Genomic DNA, 22,166 nt, shown 5'->3' on the forward strand with positions numbered 1-22,166 from the left:
CCGCGTGGAGTTGTCATGGAATTTCCTGTTGTCACTGTCAATCCGGCCCAGCTAGAGACCGCCTGCCTGGTGGTTCCCGTCATTGAAGGCGAACTCGAAGGCGCCGCGGCACGTCTGGACGACGCCAGCGAGAAGCTGATTTCCCAGCTGATCGAACGCGGCGACTTCAAGGCCGAGCTGGGCAACACCCTGCTGCTGCCTTTCGCCCCGGGGCTCGGCGCACAGCGCCTGCTGCTGGCCGGGTTCGGCAAGGCCGAGAAACTCGACGAGAGCCGCTACAAGCGCGGACTGGACGCCGCCATGGCGGCACTGCTCAAGCTGCCGGTGGAAGACGCCGCCTTCGCGGGAGTCGGCCTCGATATCGAGCTGCGCGACGCCGCATGGAAGGCACGCATGATCGCCGAGAGCGCGCTGCGCAACGCCTACCGTTTCACCGAGATGAAGAGTCAGCCGGGCGAGCCTGCCTCTCTGACCCGTCTGAGCGTGGTAAGTGCCGACAAGAGTCAGCAGGCAGAACTGGAAGCGGGTCTGCGTATTGGCGCGGCCATCGGCGAAGGGGTCAACGAAGCCCGCACCTTGGGCAATCTGCCGGGCAACATCTGCACCCCGACCTATCTGGGCGAGCGTGCCGAGCAACTGGGCAGCACCTCCGAAGGCGCACTGAAGGTGACCGTGCTGGGTGAGGAAGAACTCGAGAAGCTTGGCGCCCTGTCACTGCTCTCGGTCGGCCGTGGCAGTGAAGAGCCGAGCCGTCTGATCGTGATGGAATACCGCGGCGCGGAAGACGAGAACGAGGCACCGCACGTGCTGGTCGGCAAGGGCATCACCTTCGATACCGGTGGCATCTCGCTGAAGCCGGGCGCCGGCATGGACGAGATGAAGTACGACATGGGCGGCGCGGCGAGCGTCTTCGGCACCATGCGCACCGTGCTGGCACTCAAGCCCAAGCTCAACGTGGTCGCCATCGTGGCCAGCGCCGAGAACATGCCGGACGGCCGTGCCACCAAGCCGGGCGACATCATCAAGACCCTGAAGGGCCTGACCGTCGAAGTCCTCAACACCGACGCCGAAGGCCGCCTGGTGCTGTGCGACGCCCTGACGTACGCCGAGCGCTTCGAGCCGGCCAGCGTCGTCGACATCGCCACCCTGACCGGCGCCTGCGTCATCGCGCTGGGCAATCACGCCACCGGCCTGATCTCCAACGATGATGACCTGGCGCTGGATCTGCTGGATGCCGGGGAAGAAGCCTGGGACCGCGCATGGCACATGCCGTTGTGGGACGAGTATCAGGCACAGCTGGATTCCAACTTCGCCGACATCGCCAACATCGGTGGCCGTGAAGCCGGCATGATCACCGCAGGTTGCTTCCTGTCCCGCTTCGCGGACACCTTCCCGTGGGCGCACCTGGACATCGCCGGCACCGCCTGGCAGTCCGGCAAGCAGAAAGGTGCCAGCGGCCGCCCGGTGGGCCTGCTGACCCAGTATCTGCTGGATCGCGAAGCGGAACTCAATGCCGCCCAGGAAGAGACGCTCTGAGGCTTCGCATGCTCTCGATGGCGTGCTAGCGTTGAGACACGCGGGTCGGCACGCCACTCGGCACCGCTGACCCCAGAGGTCCTATAAAAATGATTCGACCCCCGGCGTTTCGCGCCGGGGGTCTCGCTGCTACGGAGACACCCACGTGACCAAAGGCTTCGACGTCCGCGCGTCCACGCAACCGGCGGATGCTGCCATTCGCGACACCATCCTGGCCAATCCCGGCTTCGGCCGTCACTTCAGCGACCACATGGCACACGTCCGCTGGACCGCCGATGGCGGCTGGCACGGCCATGAAGTCCGCCCCTATGGCCCGCTGAGCCTCGACCCCGCCGCCTCGGTACTGCACTACGCCCAGGAAATCTTCGAAGGCATCAAGGCCTATCGTCATGAAGACGGCTCGGTGTGGACCTTCCGCCCCGAGAAGAACGCGGCACGCTTCCGCAACTCCGCCCGCCGCCTGGCACTGCCGGAGCTGTCCGACGAGGACTTCGTCGGCTCGCTCAAGGCCCTGCTCGCCCAGGACAGCGCCTGGGTACCGACCCCCGCCAGCGCCAGCGATGAGTGCAGCCTCTACCTGCGCCCGTTCATGATCGCCAGCGAAGCCTTCCTCGGTGTGCGTCCGTCGCGTGAAGTCGATTACTACGTGATCGCCTCGCCGGTGGCCGCCTACTTCAAGGGCGGCATCAAGCCGGTGTCCATCTGGCTGTCCTCGCATTACAACCGTGCGGCGGCCGGTGGCACCGGTTTTGCCAAGTGTGGCGGCAACTATGCCGGCTCCCTGGCGGCCCAGAGCGAAGCTACCGCCAATGGCTGCGATCAGGTCGTCTTCCTGGATGCCGCCGAGAACAAGTGGGTCGAGGAACTGGGTGGCATGAACCTGTTCTTCGTCTTCAAGGATGGTCGTCTGGTCACGCCGCGTCTGACCGGCACCATTCTGGAAGGTGTCACCCGTGACTCCATCCTGACCATGGCGGGTGATCTCGGCCTGACGCCGGAAGAGCGCCCGGTCAGCATCGACGAGTGGCGCGAAGGTATCGCCTCCGGCGAGATCACCGAGGTGTTCGCCTGCGGTACCGCCGCCGTCATCACCCCGGTGGGCGAGCTGGTCAGCGAAGACGCGCGTCTGGATCTGACCGCCAATGCCGGCGACGTGGCCATGCGTCTGCGTCGCCAGCTGCTGGACCTGCAATACGGTCGCGCCGAAGACACGCGTGGCTGGATGACCCGCCTGGCGTAAGCTGCATCGAAGCCACGTGGCGAGTGCGGTATCCTGAGCGCTCGCGAACTCTTGCCACGAGCGGTGCCCATGACCCAGATCGACTTCTACATCCTGCCCGATACCACGCTGGAAGCCCGGCTGGAATTCGCCTGCCGTCTGGCCGAGACCATCCATGCCAAGGGGTTCCGCCTGCACGTGCATGTCGAGGATGAGGCGATGGCGCGTCAGTTCGATGAGCACCTGTGGCAGTTCCGCCCCGAGAGCTTCGTACCCCATGCGCTGGATATCGATCTGGATCTCGCGGCGCGCGAAGCCGAACACGCCGATGACGTGCCACGTCCGCCCGTGACCATCGGTTGGCAGGACGCGCCGGCACCGGGCATCGAGGCACTGCTCAACCTGCACCCCGAGATCCCCGAGTGGTTCTCGCGTTTCGAGCGCGTCGCCGAGATCATCAACCAGCATCAGGATGTGCTGGTCACCAAGCGCGAATGCTGGCGTACCTACAAGTCACGCGGCTATGCGGTGCGTTCGCATCAGCTCAAGGGCGTGAGCTGACGCTCGCCGATACGCACAGCCCACAACGGCGCCTCACGCGGCAGACGCTGGATCTCGCTGAACAGCGACGCCACGCTCATGTCGGCGACGTCTCCGAAGATCACCATGCAGGGACTGACATCACGCACCAGGCGCAAGGCCTGAGCCGCGCTGCTGGCAGTGATGATGTCCAGATTGGCGACATGGCTGCCGATCACTTCCAGGCGCAGTCTGTCCTCCGCGCGCGTGCTGATCACCAGCCAGCGACACGCCACTGGCAGCGCCTGATCTGCCGACCATGCCGCCTTCACGACCTGTTCATGGGCACTGACATCCGCCAACGGCAGCCATACCCGGAAACAGGCCCCCTCGCCCAGTACGCTCTGCGCGGTGATCTCCCCCTGCATCCGCCGCGCCAGCTCACGCGACAGCGCAAGCCCGAGGCCCGTGCCCTCGATTCCCGAATCCTCGCGACCCAGACGCGAGAAAGGCTGGAACAGCTGAGCCGCCTGATTCGGGTCAAACCCGAAGCCACCATCCTCGACATCCACCCAGGCCATCTCCTGGCCGTGGGAGTCGATACCGCGCCCAAGAGCGAGACGTATCCAGCCGCCCGCGCGGTTGTACTTGATGGCATTCCCCATCAGGTTGCCGAGAATCTGGTCCAGACGACGGCGATCGGCATTCAGCCACAGCGACGCCTCTTCCAGCGCCAGTGACAGCGTCAGTTCCGCCTGGTCCAGCCGCGGCTGGTACTGACTGACGAGGCGAATCAGGTGCTGGCCGATCGACAGAGGCTGGCAATCGAGGGGCAGTTCTCCCGCTTCAAGGCTCGACATCTGCAGCACGTCCTCGATCAGCGCCGAGAGCTGGCTTGCCGCGTGGCCCGCTTCATCCACATAGCGACGCTGTTCGCGCGTCAGGGACGATTCGTCCGCCAGCAGGTCAGTGAAGCCCAGGATGGCATTGAGAGGCGTGCGGATCTCGTGACTGAAGCTCGAGAAGAACCGCGACTTGGACTGACTTGCCTCGGTGGCGCTGTCACGTGCCGCTTCCAGCACCTGCAGCGTCTGCTTGTGACGCTGGATGTCCAGCACCACCCCCGTGGCACGCAGCGGTCGTCCGTCACCATCGCGGCGGGTCACCTGACCTCGCACCTGCATCCACACCCAGCTGCCGTCGGCATGGCGGTAACGCACGTCACGCGCCTCGGCCCAGCTGTCGCCATGCAACACGCGCCAGCGGGATTCCAGCATCCCCGCCAGGTCCTCCGGGTGTGTCATGGCATCGAGATCGGCCAGATGCATGCTGGCCTGGATGGGGAGTCCCATCATCAGGAAGAAGTTCTCGTGGAAGTGGAGATCATCACGCTCGAAGTCATACCGCCAGGTCGCATCACCGGAGGCCGCCATCACCATCTCGACATGCCGGGCATCCTCGGCGCGTTCGAGCTCGATCTGATCACGCCGCAATGCGGCTTCCCGCAGGGCTTCCCCCGCCTGATCAAGCTCTTGCAAGGCAAAACGCTGACGCACCACCGGCTGTCCGCGACCGATGCGCAGCGCCATGTCACTCAAGCGTTCCAGGGCTTCGGAAAGCGTGGTGGCCATGGATTCCGCCCGCCAGCGCATCACCACCAGCAGGACCAGGAAGAAGGCGATCAGGCCGACCAGCATCACGTAACCCAACTGATTGAAGCGCGTATTCCAGTGCTGGATGCCGCTTTCCACCTGCTGCGGGTCCACCACGGCCAGCAGCCGCCAGTCCGTCCCCGCCACCGGATACCACGCCACCAGCCGCTCACCGGCGAGCAGCGGTATCTTGCGCATGCCATGGGGAGCATCATCGATACCATGCAGCAGGCGCACCATCTCCGGCGACTTGCTCTGATCACGTGCCGTTTCCAGGAAGCGATCATGCGTCAACGGGGTCGGCTCGATCCGCGGAGGGACATGCACCCCGAAATCCTTCTGACCGGCCTCGGGCATGGCCAGTACGCTGTTGCCACTCACCAGCACCAGATAGGCGTTCCAGGGAAGTCGCGTGCTCTCGAGATGCTTCGCCAGCGCATCGAGCGTGACATCGATACCGACGACCCCCTCAAGGAAGTCCCCACGATGCACCGGCATCAGGGTCGAGATCAGCCAGCCTCCCCCGACGGGGTCCTGATAGGCCGGCGTCACGACCGGCTCACGCGTGGGATTGTTGCGATCATCGGCCAGGTAATAGAAGCCGTAGCTGGTGAGATCCACCCCGGGGGTGAAGATGCCGTGGGTGTCGATCCACGGCTTGATACGGAAATAGCCGTCGTAGCTGGAGAACCACGCCTGACGCAGCTCGGGACGGATCTCGAGCATGTCCTGCATGACCGTATCCAGCCGCGACAGCCGTGCCACCTTGCCGTAGTCCTGCAGATAACTGGGGGCCAGCGACGAATAATAGGAGCCGGCCTCCCCGTCATCCTCGGCCACGTAGAGGGTGCCATCCTCACTGAAGACATGACGCGCCATCTCTCGGACACGCTCGCCCGGCGCGATGGGAGCATCCATCTCACGGAGTGCCGAGTGTGCCAGCTGCTGCACTTCCCTGCGCCAATCCTCCACCACCATGCCGGCATGCTCCGCCTCATAACGGCTCAGCTGCTCAAGCTGGGTGCGGATCAGGTCTTCACGGGTCGCTTCCTGCTGCTGCGCGACCAGCCAGTGCAAGCCCAGATAACCGCCCAGCAGCGCCACCTCCATCACCAGCAGTGGCACCAGTGCATGACGCAGCAGTTCATGCCAGACCCAGCGACGGGTCGGACGAGGTGCACCATCCGTGGGGCGAGGCTTGGACATTGCGGCTCCGCGAGCAGGAACAGGAGGGAGACTCCGAGGCGAGGCACCTCGGCGTCAGCAGGTTGCGACAGGATACGGCATCATTGCGTGGATGTTGCCTGCTTTGTGAAACCGTCCCCTTGGCGAGGGCCACAAGAGCCTGCACGCCAAGACCGAATGACGCCTGACATCAGCGGCGCTATAATCGAGCCCATTTTCTGCCTGCGCTGCCCCGCTCACTGAGCCGGCGCGGGACGTCCCGCCCAACCGGATCATTTGCAGACCCATGGACAAGACCTACCAACCGAACGCCATCGAGACGCGCTGGTACGAGCGCTGGGAATCCGAGAATCGCTTTGCGCCGTCAGGCCAGGGCGAGAGCTTCTCACTGGTCATCCCGCCGCCCAACGTCACCGGCTCCCTGCACATGGGCCATGCCTTCCAGGATTCCATCATGGACACCCTGGTGCGCTGGCGTCGCATGCAGGGTCGCAACACCCTGTGGCAGGTAGGCACCGACCACGCCGGCATCGCCACGCAGATGCTGGTGGAGCGCAAGGTCGCCGCCGAAGAAGGCAAGACGCGTCATGATCTGGGTCGCGAAGCCTTCACCGACAAGATCTGGGAGTGGAAGGAAGAGTCCGGCGGCAACATCACGCGTCAGCTGCGTCGCATGGGCACCAGCATCGACTGGAGCCGCGAGCGCTTCACCATGGACGATGGCTTCTACAAGGCCGTGCAGGAAGTCTTCGTGCGCCTGCACAAGGAAGACCTCATCTACCGTGGCAAGCGTCTGGTCAATTGGGACCCGACCCTGCACACCGCGATCTCCGATCTCGAAGTCGAGAACCGTGATCAGCAAGGCAGCTTCTGGCACTTCCGCTATCCGCTCGCCGATGGCGTCAAGACCGCCGATGGCAAGGACTACGTCGTCGTCGCCACCACGCGCCCGGAAACCCTGCTGGGTGACACCGGCGTGGCCGTCAATCCCAAGGATGAGCGCTACGCAAGCCTGGTCGGCAAGTTCATCGAACTGCCGCTGGTCGGCCGTCGCATCCCCATCGTCGCCGATGAACACGCCGACATGGAAAAGGGCTCCGGTTGCGTCAAGATCACTCCGGCACACGACTTCAATGACTACGAAGTCGGCAAGCGTCAGGGCCATCTGCTGATCAACGTGATGAGCCAGGATGCCACCATCCTGGAGCGCGCCGAGATCTACGACCTGCAGGGACGTCCGCAGCCCCAGGAAGACGCCAGCCTGCCGGCCGCCTACGCTGGCCTGGATCGCTTCGTCGCGCGCGAGAAGCTGGTCGCCGACATGGACGCGCTGGGTCTGCTGGAGCAGGTCGAGACCATCAACAACACCCTGCCCCACGGTGACCGCTCCGGCGACGTCATCGAGCCGCTGCTGACGGACCAGTGGTTCGTGGCCGTCGAGGAGCTGGCACGCCCGGCCATCGAGGCGGTCGAGAACGGCGACATCGAGTTCGTGCCCAAGAACTACGAGAACATGTACTTCGCGTGGATGCGTGACCTGCAGGACTGGTGCATCTCGCGTCAGCTGTGGTGGGGCCACCGCATTCCGGCCTGGTATGACAACGACGGCAACGTCTATGTCGGCCGCAACGAGGAAGAAGTCCGCGCCGAGAACCAGCTGGGTGCCGACATCGAACTGCGTCAGGACGAAGACGTCCTCGACACCTGGTTCAGCTCTGCGCTGTGGACCTTCGGCACCCTCGGCTGGCCGGCGGACACCGAAGAACTCAAGACCTTCCACTCCACCGACGTGCTGGTCACCGGCTTCGACATCATCTTCTTCTGGGTGGCGCGGATGATCATGTTCACCCTGAAGTTCAAGGGTGAAGTGCCGTTCCGCAAGGTCTACGTGCATGGTCTGGTGCGTGACAGCCTCGGTCAGAAGATGTCCAAGTCCAAGGGCAACGTGCTCGACCCCATCGACCTGATCGACGGCATCGGCCTGGATGAGCTGGTCGAGAAGCGTACCGGCAACATGATGCAGCCCAAGAAGGCCAAGGCGATCGCCAAGGCCACGCGCAACGAGTTCCCGGAAGGCATCGAGCCGCACGGTACCGATGCGCTGCGCTACACCCTGCTGTCACTGGCTTCCACCGGGCGTGACGTGAAGTTCGACATGGGCCGTCTCGATGGCTATCGCAACTTCTGCAACAAGCTGTGGAACGCGGCGCGCTACGTGCTGATGAATGCCGAGGACCAGGATTGCGGCGTCAACGGCGAAGCCGTCGAGCTGTCACTGGCCGATCGCTGGATCATCGCGCGCCTGCAGCAGACCGAGCAGCAGGTCACCCGCGCGCTGGAAGAGTTCCGCTTCGACCACGCCTCCCAGGCGCTCTATGAGTTCATCTGGAACGAGTACTGCGACTGGTATCTGGAGCTCTCCAAGCCGGTGTTGTGGGACGAGAACGCCAGCGCGGAAGCCAAGCGCGGCACGCGTCGCACCCTGGTGCGCGCGCTCGAGACCATCCTGCGCCTGATCCACCCGATGATGCCGTTCATCTCCGAGGAGATCTGGCAGCGCATCGCGCCTCACGCCGGCAAGCCGGTGGAAGGCGAGAGCATCATGAGCCAGGCGTGGCCGCAGGCCGACGCCGAGCGGATCGATGAGCAGGCCATCCGTGACATCGAGTGGCTCAAGGGCATCATCATCGCGGTGCGCAATATCCGCAACGAGCTGAACCTGTCCCCGGGCAAGCCGCTGGAGGTCTACCTGCAGAACGGGGCCGACGGCGACGCCGAGCGTCTGGAAGCCAATCGTCTGTTCCTGTCCAAGCTGGCCCGTCTGGAAAGCATCACCTTCCTGGCAGCGGGCGATGAAGCGCCGATGTCCGCCATCCAGCGCGTCGGTGAGCTGGAAGTGCTGGTGCCGATGGCCGGCCTGATCGACAAGGATGCCGAGCTCAAGCGCATCGACAAGGAACACGAGAAGCAGCAGAAGGTCATCACCGGTCTCGAGAACAAGCTCGGCAACGAGAAGTTCGTCGGTCGCGCACCGGCCGATGTGGTCGAGAAGGAGCGCGCCAAGCTGGCCGATGCCCAGGCGGAGCTTGCACTGCTGGAAAGTCAGCGCGCCAAGATCGAAGCGCTGTAAGCCACACTCGTCTTGATCGCAGGCAAAAGCCCCCGGCACCGAAAGGTGCCGGGGGCTTTCTTCATTCCGGCAATCGTCGCAGGCGCTCAGTCGTCGCTGGCCGCGACAGGCATGAAGGTCGCCAGCAGGTAGCCGGTGTCATCCATCACACGCAGGCGAGCGCTCTCGCCACTGCCGACGATCTGATAGCGAGCCACCTCCTCCAGCATGCGATTGAAGGCATTGGACTGCTCCGGATTGGGGCACATCTTCATGGTCGAGGCCAGCGGGCCGATCTCCAGGGTCTGGCGAGACTCATCCAGTACCACCGGCCCCATCAGACGATTGCAGCCATTGCTGCCCACCAGACGCAGGCGGTCATCCTCTTCATCCGCCAGCTGCTCCGGTGTCGGGGCCTGCAACAGGAAATTGGGCGCCTCACCGGTCTCCTCGGTCTTCGAGAAGCTCCAGGGGGTACCGACCAGCGCAGGGCTGATCAGCTGGTGGATACCGGCACTGGATTTCTGGCCCGATCTGGACGGCCGGGTATTCTGGGCATTCAATCACCTCATCTCGCCACTCAATCCGCACTGGGATACCCTGCTGGGGCTTCTCAACACGCGGTTCTTCGATGCGGCGGCCTTCGGCCTGATGGGTGTCCTGTTCTGCTGGGCGATGCTTGAGGATTCGCGCCCCGACCGCTACCGGCGCTGGACCAGCCTCGGCATCACCATGCTGCTGACCGCCGGTATCATCTCGCTGTTCGTGCTGCGCGCCATCAGCTACGGCCATGCCAGTCCGACTCGCGTCTTCCAGCACGCACAGCATCTCTCCGACCTGGTGTCCTTCAAGACCAAGGACTCGGCCTCGAACAGCTTCCCGGGGGATCACGGCTTGATGCTGATGGTCTTCGCCGGTTACATGTGGGCCTTCGCCCCACGACGCATCGCGCTGTGGAGTCTGGCATTCGTGGTGATATTGAGTGCCCCACGCATCATGGTGGGTGCCCATTGGTTCAGTGATGTCTATCTGGGCTCGCTCAGCATTGCACTGATCATTCTGCCCTGGGTGCTGTGTACGCCCGTGGCGACCATCAGCGACAGCACTGCAGCGACGAAGAGAGACAGCGTGCTGATGACACGCACCTTGCCTGACAGGGGAGCAAGATGGATACCGGCCATCACGATGAAGAAGTAATACTCGTAGCCGGCGGCATTGCCGAAGCAGTAGGAGGCAAGCCAGGTCATCAACGTCAGACTGCCCAGTACCAGCACCAGAGCCATCAGCATGTGATGCTGACGATGCAACAGCACTCCCAGCAGCCCCACCAGCACCATGATGCCGCTGGCGAACGCCAGGCGTGGTGCCTTGAGCACCATGAAGACAGGCAGCCAGGCCACATAAAGGCCCAGCACCATCAGATAGACCCACAGATAGGCATGATAGAAACGGCGATGCTCGACAGCGAGCAGACGCGGTTCTTGACGCAACCAGGCACGAGCAACACTCAACATCAGGCAGTCCTTGCCATTACCAGCTGCCGGTATTGGCCATCGAGACCCACGGTTCCTGCGGCGCAAGGGGTTCGCCGGCCTGCAGCAACTCCAGCGAGATGCCATCCGGGCTCTTCACGAACGCCATGTGGCCGTCACGCGGTGGGCGATTGAGGGTCACGCCATTGTCCATCAGATGCTGACAGGTGGCGTAGATGTCCTCGACACGATAGGCCAGATGGCCGAAGTTGCGCCCGCCTTCATAGTCTTCCGGATCCCAGTTGTGCGTCAGCTCCAGCATCGGCGCCTGCATCTCACGGGCACGTTCGGCATCCTGCGGGGCTGCCAGGAAGATCAGCGTGAAGCGGCCCTTCTCGGAATCCTTGCGCGAGATCTCGACCATGCCGAGCAGGTCACGGAAGAAATGCAGTGAAGCGTCGACATCACGGATACGCAGCATGGTGTGCAGATATTGCATGGATCACTCTCTTGAACGATGGATGAGCCGGCACTGAAGACGGGAAAGGACGTACGCCGAGCGAAGCGGGCTCGGCGTACGGGAATATTCTAGACACACGACTGCCGCGCGACGAGTCTCCTCGCCACGCGGCAATGTGGTGATGCTTGCATCCTGCTGCTGGCGCCTCGCGCCGTCAGGCGATGCGTGAACTGCGCTCCAGCCGCACGGGGACCGCCTTGGAGGCAGGTGTGCCGGTATCGCTGCCATGGCTTTCCAATGCGACCAGCACATTGGTTTCCGGATAATAGGCACCGATGCAACCGGCCGGGATATCGTATTCCACCAGCTTGAACTGAGGCGCACGCCGCTCACTGCCATCCGGGCGCGGCTCACCGACCATGTCGACCCAGTCACCATCGGCCAGCCCCAGGCGGGCAAGGTCCTGCGCATTGATGAAGACCACTCGACGCTGACCCGACACGCCACGATAGCGGTCGTTGTAGCCATAGACGGTGGTGTTGTACTGGTCATGGCTACGCATGGTCTGCAGGGTCAACCAGCCTTCCCGACGCGCGAGCTGCTGATGCAGCACGGACCCCGGCAGCGCCGCCGCCGAGAACTCCGCCTGGCCACTGGTGGTGGGGAAGCGCAGCTCACGCACCGGGTTGGCGAGATGGAAACCGCGCTTGTGGGTCAGACGGGCATTGAAATCGGCAAAGCCGGGAATCACCGCCGCGATCTCGTCGCGGATGAGATCATAGTTCTCGCTCAGCGCCTCCCAGTTGACCGGGTCACTCACGCCGCGCCGTGGCAGCACCCGGGCAAGCGTGGCGCGCGCGATACCCGCGATGATGCCGGGTTCCGAGCGCAGCTCGTCACTGGCCGGCGCCTTGATGCCAGCGCTTGAGTGCACCATCGACATCGAGTCCTCGACGCTGATGTGCTGGGAGTCCACCTGTACGGAGCGGTCGATCTCGCTGCGCCCCAGACACGGCAGAATCAGCGCTTGCGTCGTCTTGCCGATCACCAGATGACTGCGGTTGAGCTTGGTGCTGATCTGGACGTTGAGCTTGAGGTTGCGCATGGCCGCCTCGGTGCGCTCGCTGTCCGGCGTGGCGCGCGTGAAGTTGCCGCCCAGCGCGATGAAGGTCTTCGCCCTGCCCTGTTCCAGCGCCGCCAGACTCTCCACGGTGTTGAAGCCCTGGCCACGCGGCATGCTCACGCCATAGCGGGCTTCGAGTGCATCGATCAACGCGGCCGGCGCCTTCTCGTCGATGCCCATGGTGCGGTCACCCTGGACATTGGAATGTCCGCGAACGGGGCAGGCACCGGCACCGGGACGCCCGAAATGGCCCCCGAGCAGCAGCAGATTGACGATCTCCCGGACGCTGTCCACGGCGTGCAGATGTTGCGTGATGCCCATCGCCCAGGTGCAGATGACGTTGTCGGCCCCGGCGAAGATCATCGCGGCCTCCTCGAGCTGCGTACGGGTCAGCCCGGACTGATCCTCGAGCGTGGCCCAGTCCGTCGCCTCGACCACGTCCTGCCAGGCCGTCGCTCCCCGCGTGTGGCGCTCGATGAAGGAAGCAGCGCGCGTGAATTCGCCGCGCGCCTCCATGGCGAAGAGTGCCTTGGCCATGCCACGTACCGCCGCCATGTCACCCCCCATCCGCGGCTGGTAATAACGATGGCTGATGGGCTGACTGGAGAGGGTCATCATCTCCAGCGGCGACTGCGGGTCGGCGAAGCGCTCCAGCCCCCGTTCACGCAACGGATTGAAGCTGACGATGCGCGCCCCACGTCGAGAGGCACGTCGCAGGTCCCCCAGCATGCGGGGATGGTTGGTGCCGGGGTTCTGACCGAACACGAAGATGGCATCCGCGTGCTCGAAATCCTCCAGCAGTACCGTGCCCTTGCCGACACCGAGACTCGCCTTCATGCCGACGCCACTGGCCTCATGACACATGTTGGAGCAGTCGGGGAAGTTGTTGGTGCCGAACAGACGCACGAACAGCTGATACAGATAGGCCGCCTCGTTGCTGGCGCGTCCGGAGGTATAGAACAGCGCCTCATCCGGGGACGTCAGCGCATCGAGGTGCTCGGCGATGATCGCGAAGGCCGCCTCCCAGCTGATCGGCTCATAGCGGTCACTGGCCGCGTCGTAGCGCATCGGCTCGGTCAGGCGGCCCTGGTCCTCGAGCATGAAGTCGTCCCAGCCCAGCAGCTCCGTGACGGTGTGCTGAGCGAAGAAGCTTGGCGTGACACGCTTGGCGGTCACTTCCCAGGCCACTGCCTTGGCGCCGTTCTCGCAGAATTCGAAGGAGGAGCCGTGCTCCGGATCGCCCCAGGCGCAGCCGGGGCAGTCAAAGCCCTTGTCCTGATTGGCCTTGAGCAGGGAGCGCACGCTCTTCCATGGCGCCCTGGAGTGACTGACATGCTGACCGACGCTCTTGAGCGCCCCCCAGCCGCCCGCCGGACCGGAGTAGGCAGCGATGCGGGGATGGCGCGTCATCCTCTCATCCTCACGTGGCAGGCGAGCCGATGCGTGCTCAGGCGTCTCGGGGGCGGCAATATCAGTCATGTCAGGGTCCACAGGCAAAAGGGGAAGGCGGCAGTCGGCCTGACCACTGAGCAGCTCGAGTCGACGCCCGCGATGGGCACAGATCAGGTTGAGATCACAGGCACGCGCGGTCTCCACCGCCAGGCGTGAAGGCACGGCAAGGGTGGCAAGCGTCGGAATGCGGGCACGGATGGTCTTCTGGACCAGCTCCAGACTGCAGCGACTGGAGACCAGCAGCGCCTCGGGCCAGACGCCGCTGTCGAGACTCATGCCGATCACGCGGTCCAGCGCATTGTGGCGACCGATATCGGCCCCCTGCGAGATCAGGCCGCCCTCGGCGTCCAGCCCCAGCGCCAGGTGCATGCCGCGCCGTGTCGCGCGCTCCAGGCGCTCCAGCCCACGCATCAACGCCTCAGGTGAGAGCGCTGCCCGTGGCGGCAGTCGTGTCAGGCCAGCCATCAGCTCGGCCTCATCCTGCACGCCACAGGCGCCACAGCTGGACACGCTGCTCTCGCGCCGCTGATGGCCCTCGGCCTTGCGCGCCAGCGCCTCGCTGACATCCAGACGCACCGCCAGCCCATGGCGCAGCCGTGAGAGGTGGATGGCAGTGACCTCCTCACGCCGCGTGATCCAGCCTGCGGTGAAGGCGTGCCCCAGCGCCAGTGGCTCCAGCGCCTCGGGGCTCGCCAGCAGCGTGCCCATCGGGATCTCATTGAGCACCAGACTCACGGGTAGCTCGGAGGGCCCATCCAGCTCTCGCAAGGGCCGCTCACGCGCATCCTGATAACGCAGTCCCTCGGTCGCTGCTTGATAGAGTGAATCACTCATTCCGACACCCCGTTGTGCCTTCCCTTCTGATCATCCTGCTCCGGATTTACGTTCCGGCCCGCATGAGGACTCCTGCATGACCGATACCCCCACGACCGTCGCACCGGCTGCCGACACCGCTCGTCCCAGCCCGCTGGCGCCGCAGCATGTCGTCTGCGCGCTCTACAAGTTCGTCACCCTCGAGGACTTCGAGGCGCTGCGCGAACCGCTGCTGGCAGTGATGGACGAGCATGGCATCCGCGGCACCCTGCTGCTGGCACGCGAGGGCATCAATGGCACCGTCTCCGGCTCTCGCGCCGGCATCGATGCCCTGCTGGCCTGGCTGACGGCAGACCCGCGCCTGGCGGAACTGGATACCAAGCAGTCTCTGGCAGAGCAGTCCCCCTTCCTGCGTGCCAAGGTCAAGCTCAAGCGCGAGATCGTCACCATGGGCGTGGAAGGGATCGACCCGCGCCATACCGTCGGTACCTACGTGGAGCCGAAGGACTGGAACGCGCTGATCTCCGACCCTGACGTGCTGCTGATCGACACCCGCAACGACTATGAAGTGGAAGTGGGGACCTTCAAGGGTGCCGTCAACCCGAACACGGCCGCTTTCCGTGATTTCCCGGACTATGTCTCCCGTGAGCTGGACCCGCAGCAGCACCGCAAGGTGGCGATGTTCTGCACCGGAGGCATTCGCTGCGAGAAATCCACCGCCTATCTCAAGGAGCAGGGGTTTGAGGAGGTCTATCACCTCAAGGGCGGCATTCTGAAGTATCTGGAAGAGGTGCCCCAGGAAGAGACGCTGTGGCAGGGCGAATGTTTCGTGTTCGATGACCGTGTCACCGTCGACCACAAGTTGCGCCCCGGTCAGTTCGACCAATGTCACGCCTGCCGTCTGCCGATCACGCAAGCGGACAAGCAGAGCGACAAGTACCAGAAGGGTGTCAGCTGCCCGCGCTGCTACGACAAGCTCAGCGATGCCCAGAAGGCACGCTTTGCCGAGCGCGAGAATCAGATTCGTCTCGCCGAGCAACGGGGTGAGGCGCACCTGGGCAAGGACGCGCTCGCCCAGATGCAGGCGCGTCGTGACGCCAAGCAGCGTCAGCGCGAAGCGGCTCGTCTGGCCGCGCTCAAGGCGCAGACGCAGGACGCCGACAAGGGCTGAACACCCCGTTTTCACGGGGTGTCTTGCGTTGCCCTCTCCATCACCCGTCCACGTCTGCCGGCCGAGGGAGCGAGCGCAACAGCTCCAGCACGGCATTCAGCCGACGGCTATGCTGTTGGCCGCTACGCCACAGCAGCCCCACCGTCTCGCCCTCCCCGGGCAGGCGTCGCGCCACCAGCCCCGTACCGAGACGCGAGTCGGCAAGGTGCTCCGCCAGCACGCTCACCCCCAGGCCCGCCTCCAGCATCACGCCCAGCGCCGCGATGGAGTTGGCTTCCAGCAACGGCGACGGCTGATGGTTCAGCTGTGCCAGTTGCTGATTGAGCCGGCGTCGCTGCTGCATCTCTGGCGTCAGCAGCACCAGCGGATACTCCCGCAGACACTCCCATGCGGGTGTCTCGGGCAGCAGGAAATGCGCCTGACTGGCAATCAGCGCCGAATGCTCCTGATAGAGCGGTCGGCAGGCGAAGCCGCTCATGGCGGGGGCCGCCGGATAGCCGACCGCGAGATCCAGCTCACCATCCTCCAGCCCCTGAGCCAGCGAAGAGGTGGACAGCTCCCGCATGCGTAGGGAGAGCTGGGGAAAGGCCTCACGCAGACGCGGCAGGAATTCCCCCACCGCCGCCAGCGCGGACGGCACGACACCCAGCGTCAGCCGACCGGTCAGCACGGCCTCGGGTGACAGATCTCCCTTGAGCTCATCCAGCTCGGCGATGATGCGCCGCGCATGGGTCAGCACCCGCTCCCCCTCCGGCGTGAAGCCTTCGAAACGATGCCCTCTGAGAATCAGCGCCGTGCCCAGCTCCTCTTCCAGCTGCTTGAGACGCGCCGAGAGCGTCGGCTGGGTGACATGGCAGACTCGCGCCGCCCGTCCGAAATGGCGTTCATTGGCCAGCGCGACCAGAAAGCCCAACTGCCGATGATCCATGACGGGGTCCTTGCTGTCTGGCGACCTGCTTACTGGGCAGCGTCCTGAACGGCTTCACCTGCGTGCTCGACATCCTGGCCGGCACCGTCAACGGTGTTGCAGCCGGAGAGTGCCGCCACAGTGAAGAAAGAGGCGAACAGCAGTGCAATGGTACGGGACATGGTCATGCTCCTTGTGGTGATGGATATCATGGATCCTTCAGCTGGCCGACTCCTCGATGGAGCCCCCCAGATGCTCAAGATCTTCCCCGAAGCCTTCCACGGTGTTGCAGCCTCCCAGCATCAGGCCGAACAGCAGAGCCGCACCGGTCATCATCATGAAGCGTCGCATGGGTATTCCTCTCTCGAAAGTGCCAATTCTCAGCGATTCACCAGCAGGATCTTGCCCAGTGCCTCGCCGGATTCGATCAATTCATGTGCCTTGGCGATATCGCGGAAGCTGAACTGATGCTCGTCCAGCAGCGGGCGAACCGCCCCGGCCTCCAGCATCTCGCTCAAGGCGTTGAGCAGCTCCGGCTGCTCATCCATGCCGATACCGGTCAGCAGCGGCACCGAGCGGAAGATGACATGCAGCGACAGGTTCTTGGCGTGCAGCTGGGTCAGGTCGTGGGTCGAGCGGGTGTTGATGGAGCACAGCCGACCGGAGATCGCCGTGGCCTCGATGGAGCGATCCAGATTGTCACCACCGACGGTGTCGAAGACGAGATCGAAGCCACGCCCGGAGGTCAGGCGTGCCACGTAGTCACTGACCGCTTCCTCGCGATAGTTGATGATCTCGTCGGCGCCCAGCTGACGCGCCAGATCGGCCTTGGCCTCGCTGGACACGGTGGTGGTGACATGTGCGCCGAGATACTTGGCGATCTGCACCGCGACATGGCCGACCCCTCCGGTACCGGCGTGGATCAGCACGTGCTCGCCTTCCTTGATCTGACCGCGCGAGACCAGCGCCGTCCAGGCCGTCAGGAACACCAGCGGCAAGGCCGCGCATTCTTCCAGGGTCAGCGCCGCAAGACTCGGGCGTTTCACGATCACACGGGTGTCAGCGATCATGTAATCCGCCAGTGCGCCCTGCCAGCCCTTCACGCCACCGGCGCAGCCCAGCACTTCATCGCCGACCGAGAAATCCGTCACGCCCTCGCCGACGGCGTCGATCACCCCCGCGACATCGCCATTGAGGATGGCCGGGAAGTCGGGGTGCGACTTGACCAGGCCACTGCGCAGCTTGGTCTCGATGGGATTGACGCTGGAGGCGGATACCTTGATGCGCACCTGACCTCGTGCCGGGGTCGGCGTGTCCAGCTCGCGCTCGACGAACACATCCGGGGCGCCGTATTGCTCGATGACCATGGCCTGCATGTGGGAAGACTCCTGAACAATGAGAAAGAAGCGAGCTTACTCCGTGTCATGCCTCAAATCAGCATCAGGTCAGCACCAGCTTGAGCACGATGAGGAAGATCACCGCCACCGTCAGCCACTTGACCCAACGCGCACCGGCAGGGCTCATGTTGACCCGCGCACCGAGGAAGGCGCCGCTCATGTTGCCGACCGCCAGTACCAGGCCATAGGCCCAGCGCACCTGACCATCGAACACGAAGACCGCCAGCGCCGGCAGGGTATACATCAACACGATGAAGACCTTGAAGACGTTGACCTGGGTCAGATCGATCTTGAGCAACCGGTAGAGCACCACGATGAACAGCACGCCGACGCCCACCTGAATGAAGCCACCATAGAGACCGATGCCGAACATCGCCAGCAGCACGATGGGAGTGATGCGTTCCGGCGTCAGCTCACGCGTGTCGATGCGCGGCGTCGGCAGCAGCATCATGATCGAGCACACCACCATCACCACGATCAGCACGCCCTCGAAGGCCTCGGCACTGATCCGGGTCGCCAGCCAGGCCCCCAGCATCGCGCCCAGCACGGCAGGCACGGCCAGTCGCCAGGCCACCCCCATGTTGTGCGCCCCCGCCTTGAGGAAGGTGCTGGTGGCAGTCGCACTCTGCAACGCGATCGCCACGCGGTTGGTGGCATTGGCCTGTGCGGGGGGCAGGCCGAGAAACATCAACAAGGGCAGCGTCAGCATCGAACCACCCGCCGAGAGCACATTGATGAAGCCGGCCACGCCACCCAGCGCGATCAGCGCCACCACGCTGATCAGATCAAGGCCGCCTGCCAGCCCTGCCACATCACTTGTCATGCCGACATTCCTTGTCTTGCCGTCTCAGGAAGCCAGAGCTTCCTGACGGCCACTCTGGCGCACGCTGTAGGTCAGCACGCCCAGGAAGATGGCCAGCCCGGCAATATCATAGGTCAGCTGACCATGCGGCCACAGCATCAGCGCTCCCAGCGGGAACATCGCCAGACGCAGCCACCAGGGCAGTTCGTGCTCCAGATAGCCTTCCATGCCCGCCACGATAGCGTAGATCCCGAACAGCGCGAACACGAAGACCGTCAGCATCTCACCGATGTCACCGGAGATCAGCGGACTCCAGGCGAACAGCAGCGGCACGATGTAGAGCCCCTTGGCGATCTTCCACGCCATCAGGCCTGTCTTCATCGGCGGTGTCTTGGCGATGGCGGCAGCCGCGAAGGCGGTCAGGCAGACCGGCGGCGTGACGTTGGAGTCCTGGGACAGCCAGAAGATGATCATGTGGGCACTCACCAGTGCCATGGTCAGCACGTGCGGCGACAGCGCCTGCTCATACAGCTGGCTCTGGAAGGTATCCGGCACCAGGGCCAGCAGTTCACGTGCGGCGTCCATGCTCATCGGCGCGCCCAGCAGGTCCAGCTTGTCAGGTGCCGCCAGCATGAAGATGGCCTTGGCCTGCTCCGGCAGGTTGCCCGCCGCCAGCAGATCCACCAGCTGGGAGTGCGCGATCAGGTTGTAGAGCGCCGGGGCGGACAGCGTGCCCAGCACGATATAGGACGCCGTCACCGGCAGCCCCATGCCCAGGATCAAGGACGCCAGCGCGACCAGGATGATGGTGATCAGCAGGCTGCCACCCGCCCAGTCGGTGATCATCAGCGAGAAGGTGTTGCCGATCCCCGTGGTGGAGACGACATTGACGATCAGCCCGACGGTGATCAGCAGAATCGCCGTGGTGGTCATGTTGCGCACCCCGGCCAGCATCGCCTCGATGATGTCGCCGAGCTTCATCGGGTTCTTCGACAGCCACGAGGCCGCGATGACGGACAGGATCGCGATGCCGGCGGCGTAGGTCGGCGTGAAGCCGTAGATCAGTGCACCGACCAGCACGAACAGCGGTGCCAGATAGTGCCAGCCATCCTTGAGCACGTCCTTGAGGCGCGGGCCCTGCGGGTCATCCAGCGCCGTGGCGTCGGAGCGCTTGGCCTCGATGCGCACGAACATGGCGACAGACAGGAAGTAGAGCAGCGCCGGCAAGGCGGCCACGCCGACGATGGTCAGGTACGGCACCTGGGTATAGGACGCCATGATGAAGGCGCCCGCGCCCATCACCGGCGGCATCAGCTGGCCACCGGTGGAGGCGGCGGCCTCCACACCTGCCGCGAAGCGCGCCGGGAAGCCGGCACGCCGCATCAGCGGGATCGTGATCACGCCGGTGGAGACGGTGTTGGCGACACTGGAACCGGAGACCGAGCCCATCAGGCCGGAGGCGAACACGGCCACGAAGCCCGGGCCACCCTTGAAGCGACCCGCCGCGCAGCGCGCCAGATCGATGATGAAGTCACCCGCGCCGGACTTGACCAGGAAGGCGCCGAACAGGATGAACATGAACACGTAGGACCAGGAGATGCGCGCGATGGAGCCCAGCATCCCTTCGCCGCCGATGAAACTTCTGAACAGCACCGTCTCCCAGGTCAGGCCCGGGAAGTTGAACACGCCACCGACATACTTGCCCCACCAGGCCACATAGGTCAGCGCGATCAGACACAGCACCGGGATGAACCAGCCGGTGGTGCGCCGCGCGAACTCGAGAATCAGCCCCACCGCGACGATGGAGACCACCCAGTCCGCGGGGGAGAACACGACCCCACGATCATAGAGCGCATCCTCGAAGCCGATCAGATAGAGACCGCAACCCAGTGCCGCCAGCCCCAGCATGACATCCACACCCAGCACCCAGCGCTTGGCACCATCACTGGACGGCGTCAGCATCGGGATGGTCAGCGCGCACAGCAGGCCGAACAGCCCGAAGTGCAACGCGCTCACCCACAGCTCCGACAGGGTCGAGATGGTGTTGAAGTACAGATGCGCCAGACAGATGACGATGGAAATCACGAACACGGCCCGCCCTAGCCAGGGCAGTTCCATGCGCCATGGCGCGGCTTCGACGGATTCATCGCGCACACCGGACAGGTCCGGCGCATCCGGCACGGCTTCAGTGGGACGAGAGGGCTCTGGCGAGCGGGAATCATGCATGGCGGTGCCTCAAGACGGGATCAGACAGCGATGGCGCGGCGGCGACGTGTGGCGTCATCAGGGGTGGGTCAGTCGGCGATCAGACGCTCAGGGATCTCGATGCCCTGCTCCTTGAAGTAACGCACGGCACCCGGGTGCAGCGGCAGCGGCAGACCAGCGATGGCCTTGTCGAGTGCCATGGCCTTGGTGGCCGGGTGGATGTTGTTCAAGAACGGCAGGTTCTCGTACATGGTCTTGGTGATCTGGTAGACGTCTTCTTCGGAGACGTCATCACGTACCACGAGGATGTTCGGCTGGGCGATGGTGTTGATCGCCTTGTCCTGGCCCGGATAGGTGCCAGCGGCGATTTCATACGGTGTCCACAGCTCGAACTGGGAATTGACCTTGGCCAGCTGCTCTTCGGTGAAGTCCAGCGTGGTGATCTCGTCACCGAGGTTGGCGTAGGCACGCGTCACGGCGGAAGCCGGTGCGCCTGCCGGAATGTTCATGCCATCGATGTTGCCGTTCTGCATCGCGTCGGCACTCGGGCCATAGCCCATGTAGGCCAGATTCATCTTGTCGGCATCGATGCCCAGCTGCTCGAGAATGAAGCGACCCGAGCCCTCGGTGCCGGAGTTCTTCTTGCCGATGGAGAAGCTCTTGCCATAGAAGTTGGTCATGTCCTCGATGGTGCCGGTCTTGACCTCATCGTTGCGTGCCACGAAGTGCTCGACGTTCTGCCACAGCATCGAGATGCTGCGCAGGTCCTTGTGCGCCTTGTTGACCGGCGGAGTGCCATTCCATGCCCAGGCGCCATAGAGGCCCTGGATGATACCGAACTGGGCCTGGTTCTCTTCCATCAGCTTGAGGTTCTCGCCGGAGCCGGCGGAGGAGATCGCGGACACCGAGATGCCGGCGGTCGGCTCGAGCTTGACCTTGATCAGCGTGGAAAGCGCCACACCGACGGGATAGAAGGTACCGCCGGTGGTCGCGGTACCCATGATGTACTTGCCTTCCGCCTGGGCTGCGGCACTGAGGCCCAGAGAGGCAGCGATGGCGAGACCGAGGCCGGCCTTGAGGAACTGGCGCTTTTGCATGGAATGACTCCTTGGCGGGCCTGCCGGGCAAACCGAAAAGTGGCAGG

17 protein-coding genes are annotated in these 22,166 nt (G+C 64.2%); 6 read left to right on the top strand and 11 right to left on the bottom strand.

Translation table 11 applies throughout. From position 1 onward, the window contains the following. Window positions 1–15: 15 nt before the first annotated feature. The 3 genes from CU110_RS14200 (at window position 16) to CU110_RS14210 (ending at window position 3,316) form a co-directional block, all read left to right on the top strand. Window positions 16–1,536, top strand: a complete 1,521-nt coding sequence (locus tag CU110_RS14200) for a leucyl aminopeptidase (RefSeq protein ID WP_084209422.1) — start codon at window positions 16–18, stop codon at window positions 1,534–1,536. A gap of 145 nt (window positions 1,537–1,681) precedes the next feature. Continuing rightward, window positions 1,682–2,776, top strand: a complete 1,095-nt coding sequence (locus CU110_RS14205; RefSeq protein WP_084209423.1) for a branched-chain amino acid aminotransferase — start codon at window positions 1,682–1,684, stop codon at window positions 2,774–2,776. Between the two features lie 69 nt (window positions 2,777–2,845). After that, window positions 2,846–3,316, top strand: coding sequence for a DNA polymerase III subunit chi (locus CU110_RS14210; RefSeq protein ID WP_077378736.1), 471 nt, complete (start codon window positions 2,846–2,848; stop codon window positions 3,314–3,316). On the opposite strand, the gene CU110_RS14215 is transcribed toward CU110_RS14210, so the two are convergent. Beyond that, window positions 3,295–6,132, bottom strand: a complete 2,838-nt coding sequence (locus CU110_RS14215; protein WP_127736419.1) for an ATP-binding protein — start codon at window positions 6,130–6,132, stop codon at window positions 3,295–3,297. The two genes, CU110_RS14210 and CU110_RS14215, sit on opposite strands and share 22 nt — an antisense overlap. A gap of 265 nt (window positions 6,133–6,397) precedes the next feature. Here CU110_RS14215 and CU110_RS14220 point away from each other — a divergent pair, with 265 nt between their 5' ends. Then, window positions 6,398–9,241: a valine--tRNA ligase gene (locus CU110_RS14220; protein ID WP_084209425.1), complete on the top strand. Its 2,844-nt coding sequence runs from the start codon at window positions 6,398–6,400 to the stop codon at window positions 9,239–9,241. Between the two features lie 86 nt (window positions 9,242–9,327). Here the strand turns inward: CU110_RS14220 and CU110_RS14225 are convergent, their stop codons facing one another. After that, window positions 9,328–9,642: an META domain-containing protein gene (locus CU110_RS14225; protein ID WP_164850382.1), complete on the bottom strand. Its 315-nt coding sequence runs from the start codon at window positions 9,640–9,642 to the stop codon at window positions 9,328–9,330. 7 nt (window positions 9,643–9,649) lie between these two features. Here CU110_RS14225 and CU110_RS14230 point away from each other — a divergent pair, with 7 nt between their 5' ends. Then, the gene (locus tag CU110_RS14230; RefSeq protein WP_240665406.1) at window positions 9,650–10,417 is read left to right on the top strand and encodes a phosphatase PAP2 family protein; all 768 of its coding nucleotides are present in this window, start codon (window positions 9,650–9,652) and stop codon (window positions 10,415–10,417) included. A 333-nt stretch (window positions 10,418–10,750) separates the two neighbouring features. Here the strand turns inward: CU110_RS14230 and CU110_RS14235 are convergent, their stop codons facing one another. Further along, window positions 10,751–11,191 carry a VOC family protein gene (locus CU110_RS14235; RefSeq protein ID WP_084209428.1) on the bottom strand — a complete coding sequence of 147 codons (441 nt, stop codon included), beginning with the start codon at window positions 11,189–11,191 and terminating at the stop codon, window positions 10,751–10,753. 175 nt (window positions 11,192–11,366) lie between these two features. Continuing rightward, on the bottom strand, window positions 11,367–14,561 hold the full coding sequence (locus CU110_RS14240; RefSeq protein WP_127736425.1) for an FdhF/YdeP family oxidoreductase: 3,195 nt from the start codon (window positions 14,559–14,561) through the stop codon (window positions 11,367–11,369). Between the two features lie 76 nt (window positions 14,562–14,637). On the opposite strand from CU110_RS14240, the gene CU110_RS14245 reads away from it, so the two are divergent. Further along, the gene (locus CU110_RS14245; RefSeq protein WP_084209430.1) at window positions 14,638–15,711 is read left to right on the top strand and encodes a rhodanese-related sulfurtransferase; all 1,074 of its coding nucleotides are present in this window, start codon (window positions 14,638–14,640) and stop codon (window positions 15,709–15,711) included. Window positions 15,712–15,751: 40 nt separating this feature from the next. Here CU110_RS14245 and CU110_RS14250 read toward each other — a convergent pair whose 3' ends face one another. From CU110_RS14250 to CU110_RS14280, 7 genes are all read right to left on the bottom strand, one after another. Beyond that, window positions 15,752–16,639, bottom strand: coding sequence for a LysR family transcriptional regulator (locus tag CU110_RS14250; RefSeq protein WP_084209431.1), 888 nt, complete (start codon window positions 16,637–16,639; stop codon window positions 15,752–15,754). 29 nt (window positions 16,640–16,668) lie between these two features. Further along, on the bottom strand, window positions 16,669–16,800 hold the full coding sequence (locus CU110_RS14255) for an entericidin A/B family lipoprotein (RefSeq protein ID WP_077378697.1): 132 nt from the start codon (window positions 16,798–16,800) through the stop codon (window positions 16,669–16,671). A 37-nt stretch (window positions 16,801–16,837) separates the two neighbouring features. Continuing rightward, complete coding sequence (locus CU110_RS14260; RefSeq protein ID WP_084209432.1) at window positions 16,838–16,969, bottom strand: entericidin A/B family lipoprotein; 132 nt, start codon at window positions 16,967–16,969, stop codon at window positions 16,838–16,840. A gap of 29 nt (window positions 16,970–16,998) precedes the next feature. Further along, window positions 16,999–17,994, bottom strand: a complete 996-nt coding sequence (locus CU110_RS14265) for a zinc-dependent alcohol dehydrogenase family protein (protein ID WP_084209433.1) — start codon at window positions 17,992–17,994, stop codon at window positions 16,999–17,001. Between the two features lie 64 nt (window positions 17,995–18,058). Next, complete coding sequence (locus tag CU110_RS14270; RefSeq protein WP_077378685.1) at window positions 18,059–18,838, bottom strand: TSUP family transporter; 780 nt, start codon at window positions 18,836–18,838, stop codon at window positions 18,059–18,061. Window positions 18,839–18,862: 24 nt separating this feature from the next. Continuing rightward, complete coding sequence (locus tag CU110_RS14275; RefSeq protein WP_205632796.1) at window positions 18,863–20,935, bottom strand: TRAP transporter permease; 2,073 nt, start codon at window positions 20,933–20,935, stop codon at window positions 18,863–18,865. A gap of 176 nt (window positions 20,936–21,111) precedes the next feature. Further along, window positions 21,112–22,119 carry a TAXI family TRAP transporter solute-binding subunit gene (locus CU110_RS14280; protein ID WP_077378679.1) on the bottom strand — a complete coding sequence of 336 codons (1,008 nt, stop codon included), beginning with the start codon at window positions 22,117–22,119 and terminating at the stop codon, window positions 21,112–21,114. Window positions 22,120–22,166 lie beyond the last annotated feature (47 nt).

The organism is Cobetia sp. ICG0124, from assembly GCF_004006355.1.
GTDB lineage: Bacteria > Pseudomonadota > Gammaproteobacteria > Pseudomonadales > Halomonadaceae > Cobetia > Cobetia marina.

What these genes read in the sequence shown, in the direction of transcription:
- CU110_RS14200 (WP_084209422.1), top strand. Translation starts at nt 16, where the DNA reads ATGGAATTTCCTGTTGTCACTGTCAATCCGGCCCAGCTAGAGACCGCC.
- CU110_RS14210 (WP_077378736.1), top strand. Translation starts at nt 2,846, where the DNA reads ATGACCCAGATCGACTTCTACATCCTGCCCGATACCACGCTGGAAGCC.
- CU110_RS14215 (WP_127736419.1), bottom strand. Translation starts at nt 6,132, where the DNA reads ATGTCCAAGCCTCGCCCCACGGATGGTGCACCTCGTCCGACCCGTCGC.
- CU110_RS14220 (WP_084209425.1), top strand. Translation starts at nt 6,398, where the DNA reads ATGGACAAGACCTACCAACCGAACGCCATCGAGACGCGCTGGTACGAG.
- CU110_RS14235 (WP_084209428.1), bottom strand. Translation starts at nt 11,191, where the DNA reads ATGCAATATCTGCACACCATGCTGCGTATCCGTGATGTCGACGCTTCA.
- CU110_RS14240 (WP_127736425.1), bottom strand. Translation starts at nt 14,561, where the DNA reads ATGAGTGATTCACTCTATCAAGCAGCGACCGAGGGACTGCGTTATCAG.
- CU110_RS14245 (WP_084209430.1), top strand. Translation starts at nt 14,638, where the DNA reads ATGACCGATACCCCCACGACCGTCGCACCGGCTGCCGACACCGCTCGT.
- CU110_RS14250 (WP_084209431.1), bottom strand. Translation starts at nt 16,639, where the DNA reads ATGGATCATCGGCAGTTGGGCTTTCTGGTCGCGCTGGCCAATGAACGC.
- CU110_RS14255 (WP_077378697.1), bottom strand. Translation starts at nt 16,800, where the DNA reads ATGTCCCGTACCATTGCACTGCTGTTCGCCTCTTTCTTCACTGTGGCG.
- CU110_RS14260 (WP_084209432.1), bottom strand. Translation starts at nt 16,969, where the DNA reads ATGCGACGCTTCATGATGATGACCGGTGCGGCTCTGCTGTTCGGCCTG.
- CU110_RS14265 (WP_084209433.1), bottom strand. Translation starts at nt 17,994, where the DNA reads ATGCAGGCCATGGTCATCGAGCAATACGGCGCCCCGGATGTGTTCGTC.
- CU110_RS14270 (WP_077378685.1), bottom strand. Translation starts at nt 18,838, where the DNA reads ATGACAAGTGATGTGGCAGGGCTGGCAGGCGGCCTTGATCTGATCAGC.
- CU110_RS14275 (WP_205632796.1), bottom strand. Translation starts at nt 20,935, where the DNA reads ATGGAACTGCCCTGGCTAGGGCGGGCCGTGTTCGTGATTTCCATCGTC.
- CU110_RS14280 (WP_077378679.1), bottom strand. Translation starts at nt 22,119, where the DNA reads ATGCAAAAGCGCCAGTTCCTCAAGGCCGGCCTCGGTCTCGCCATCGCT.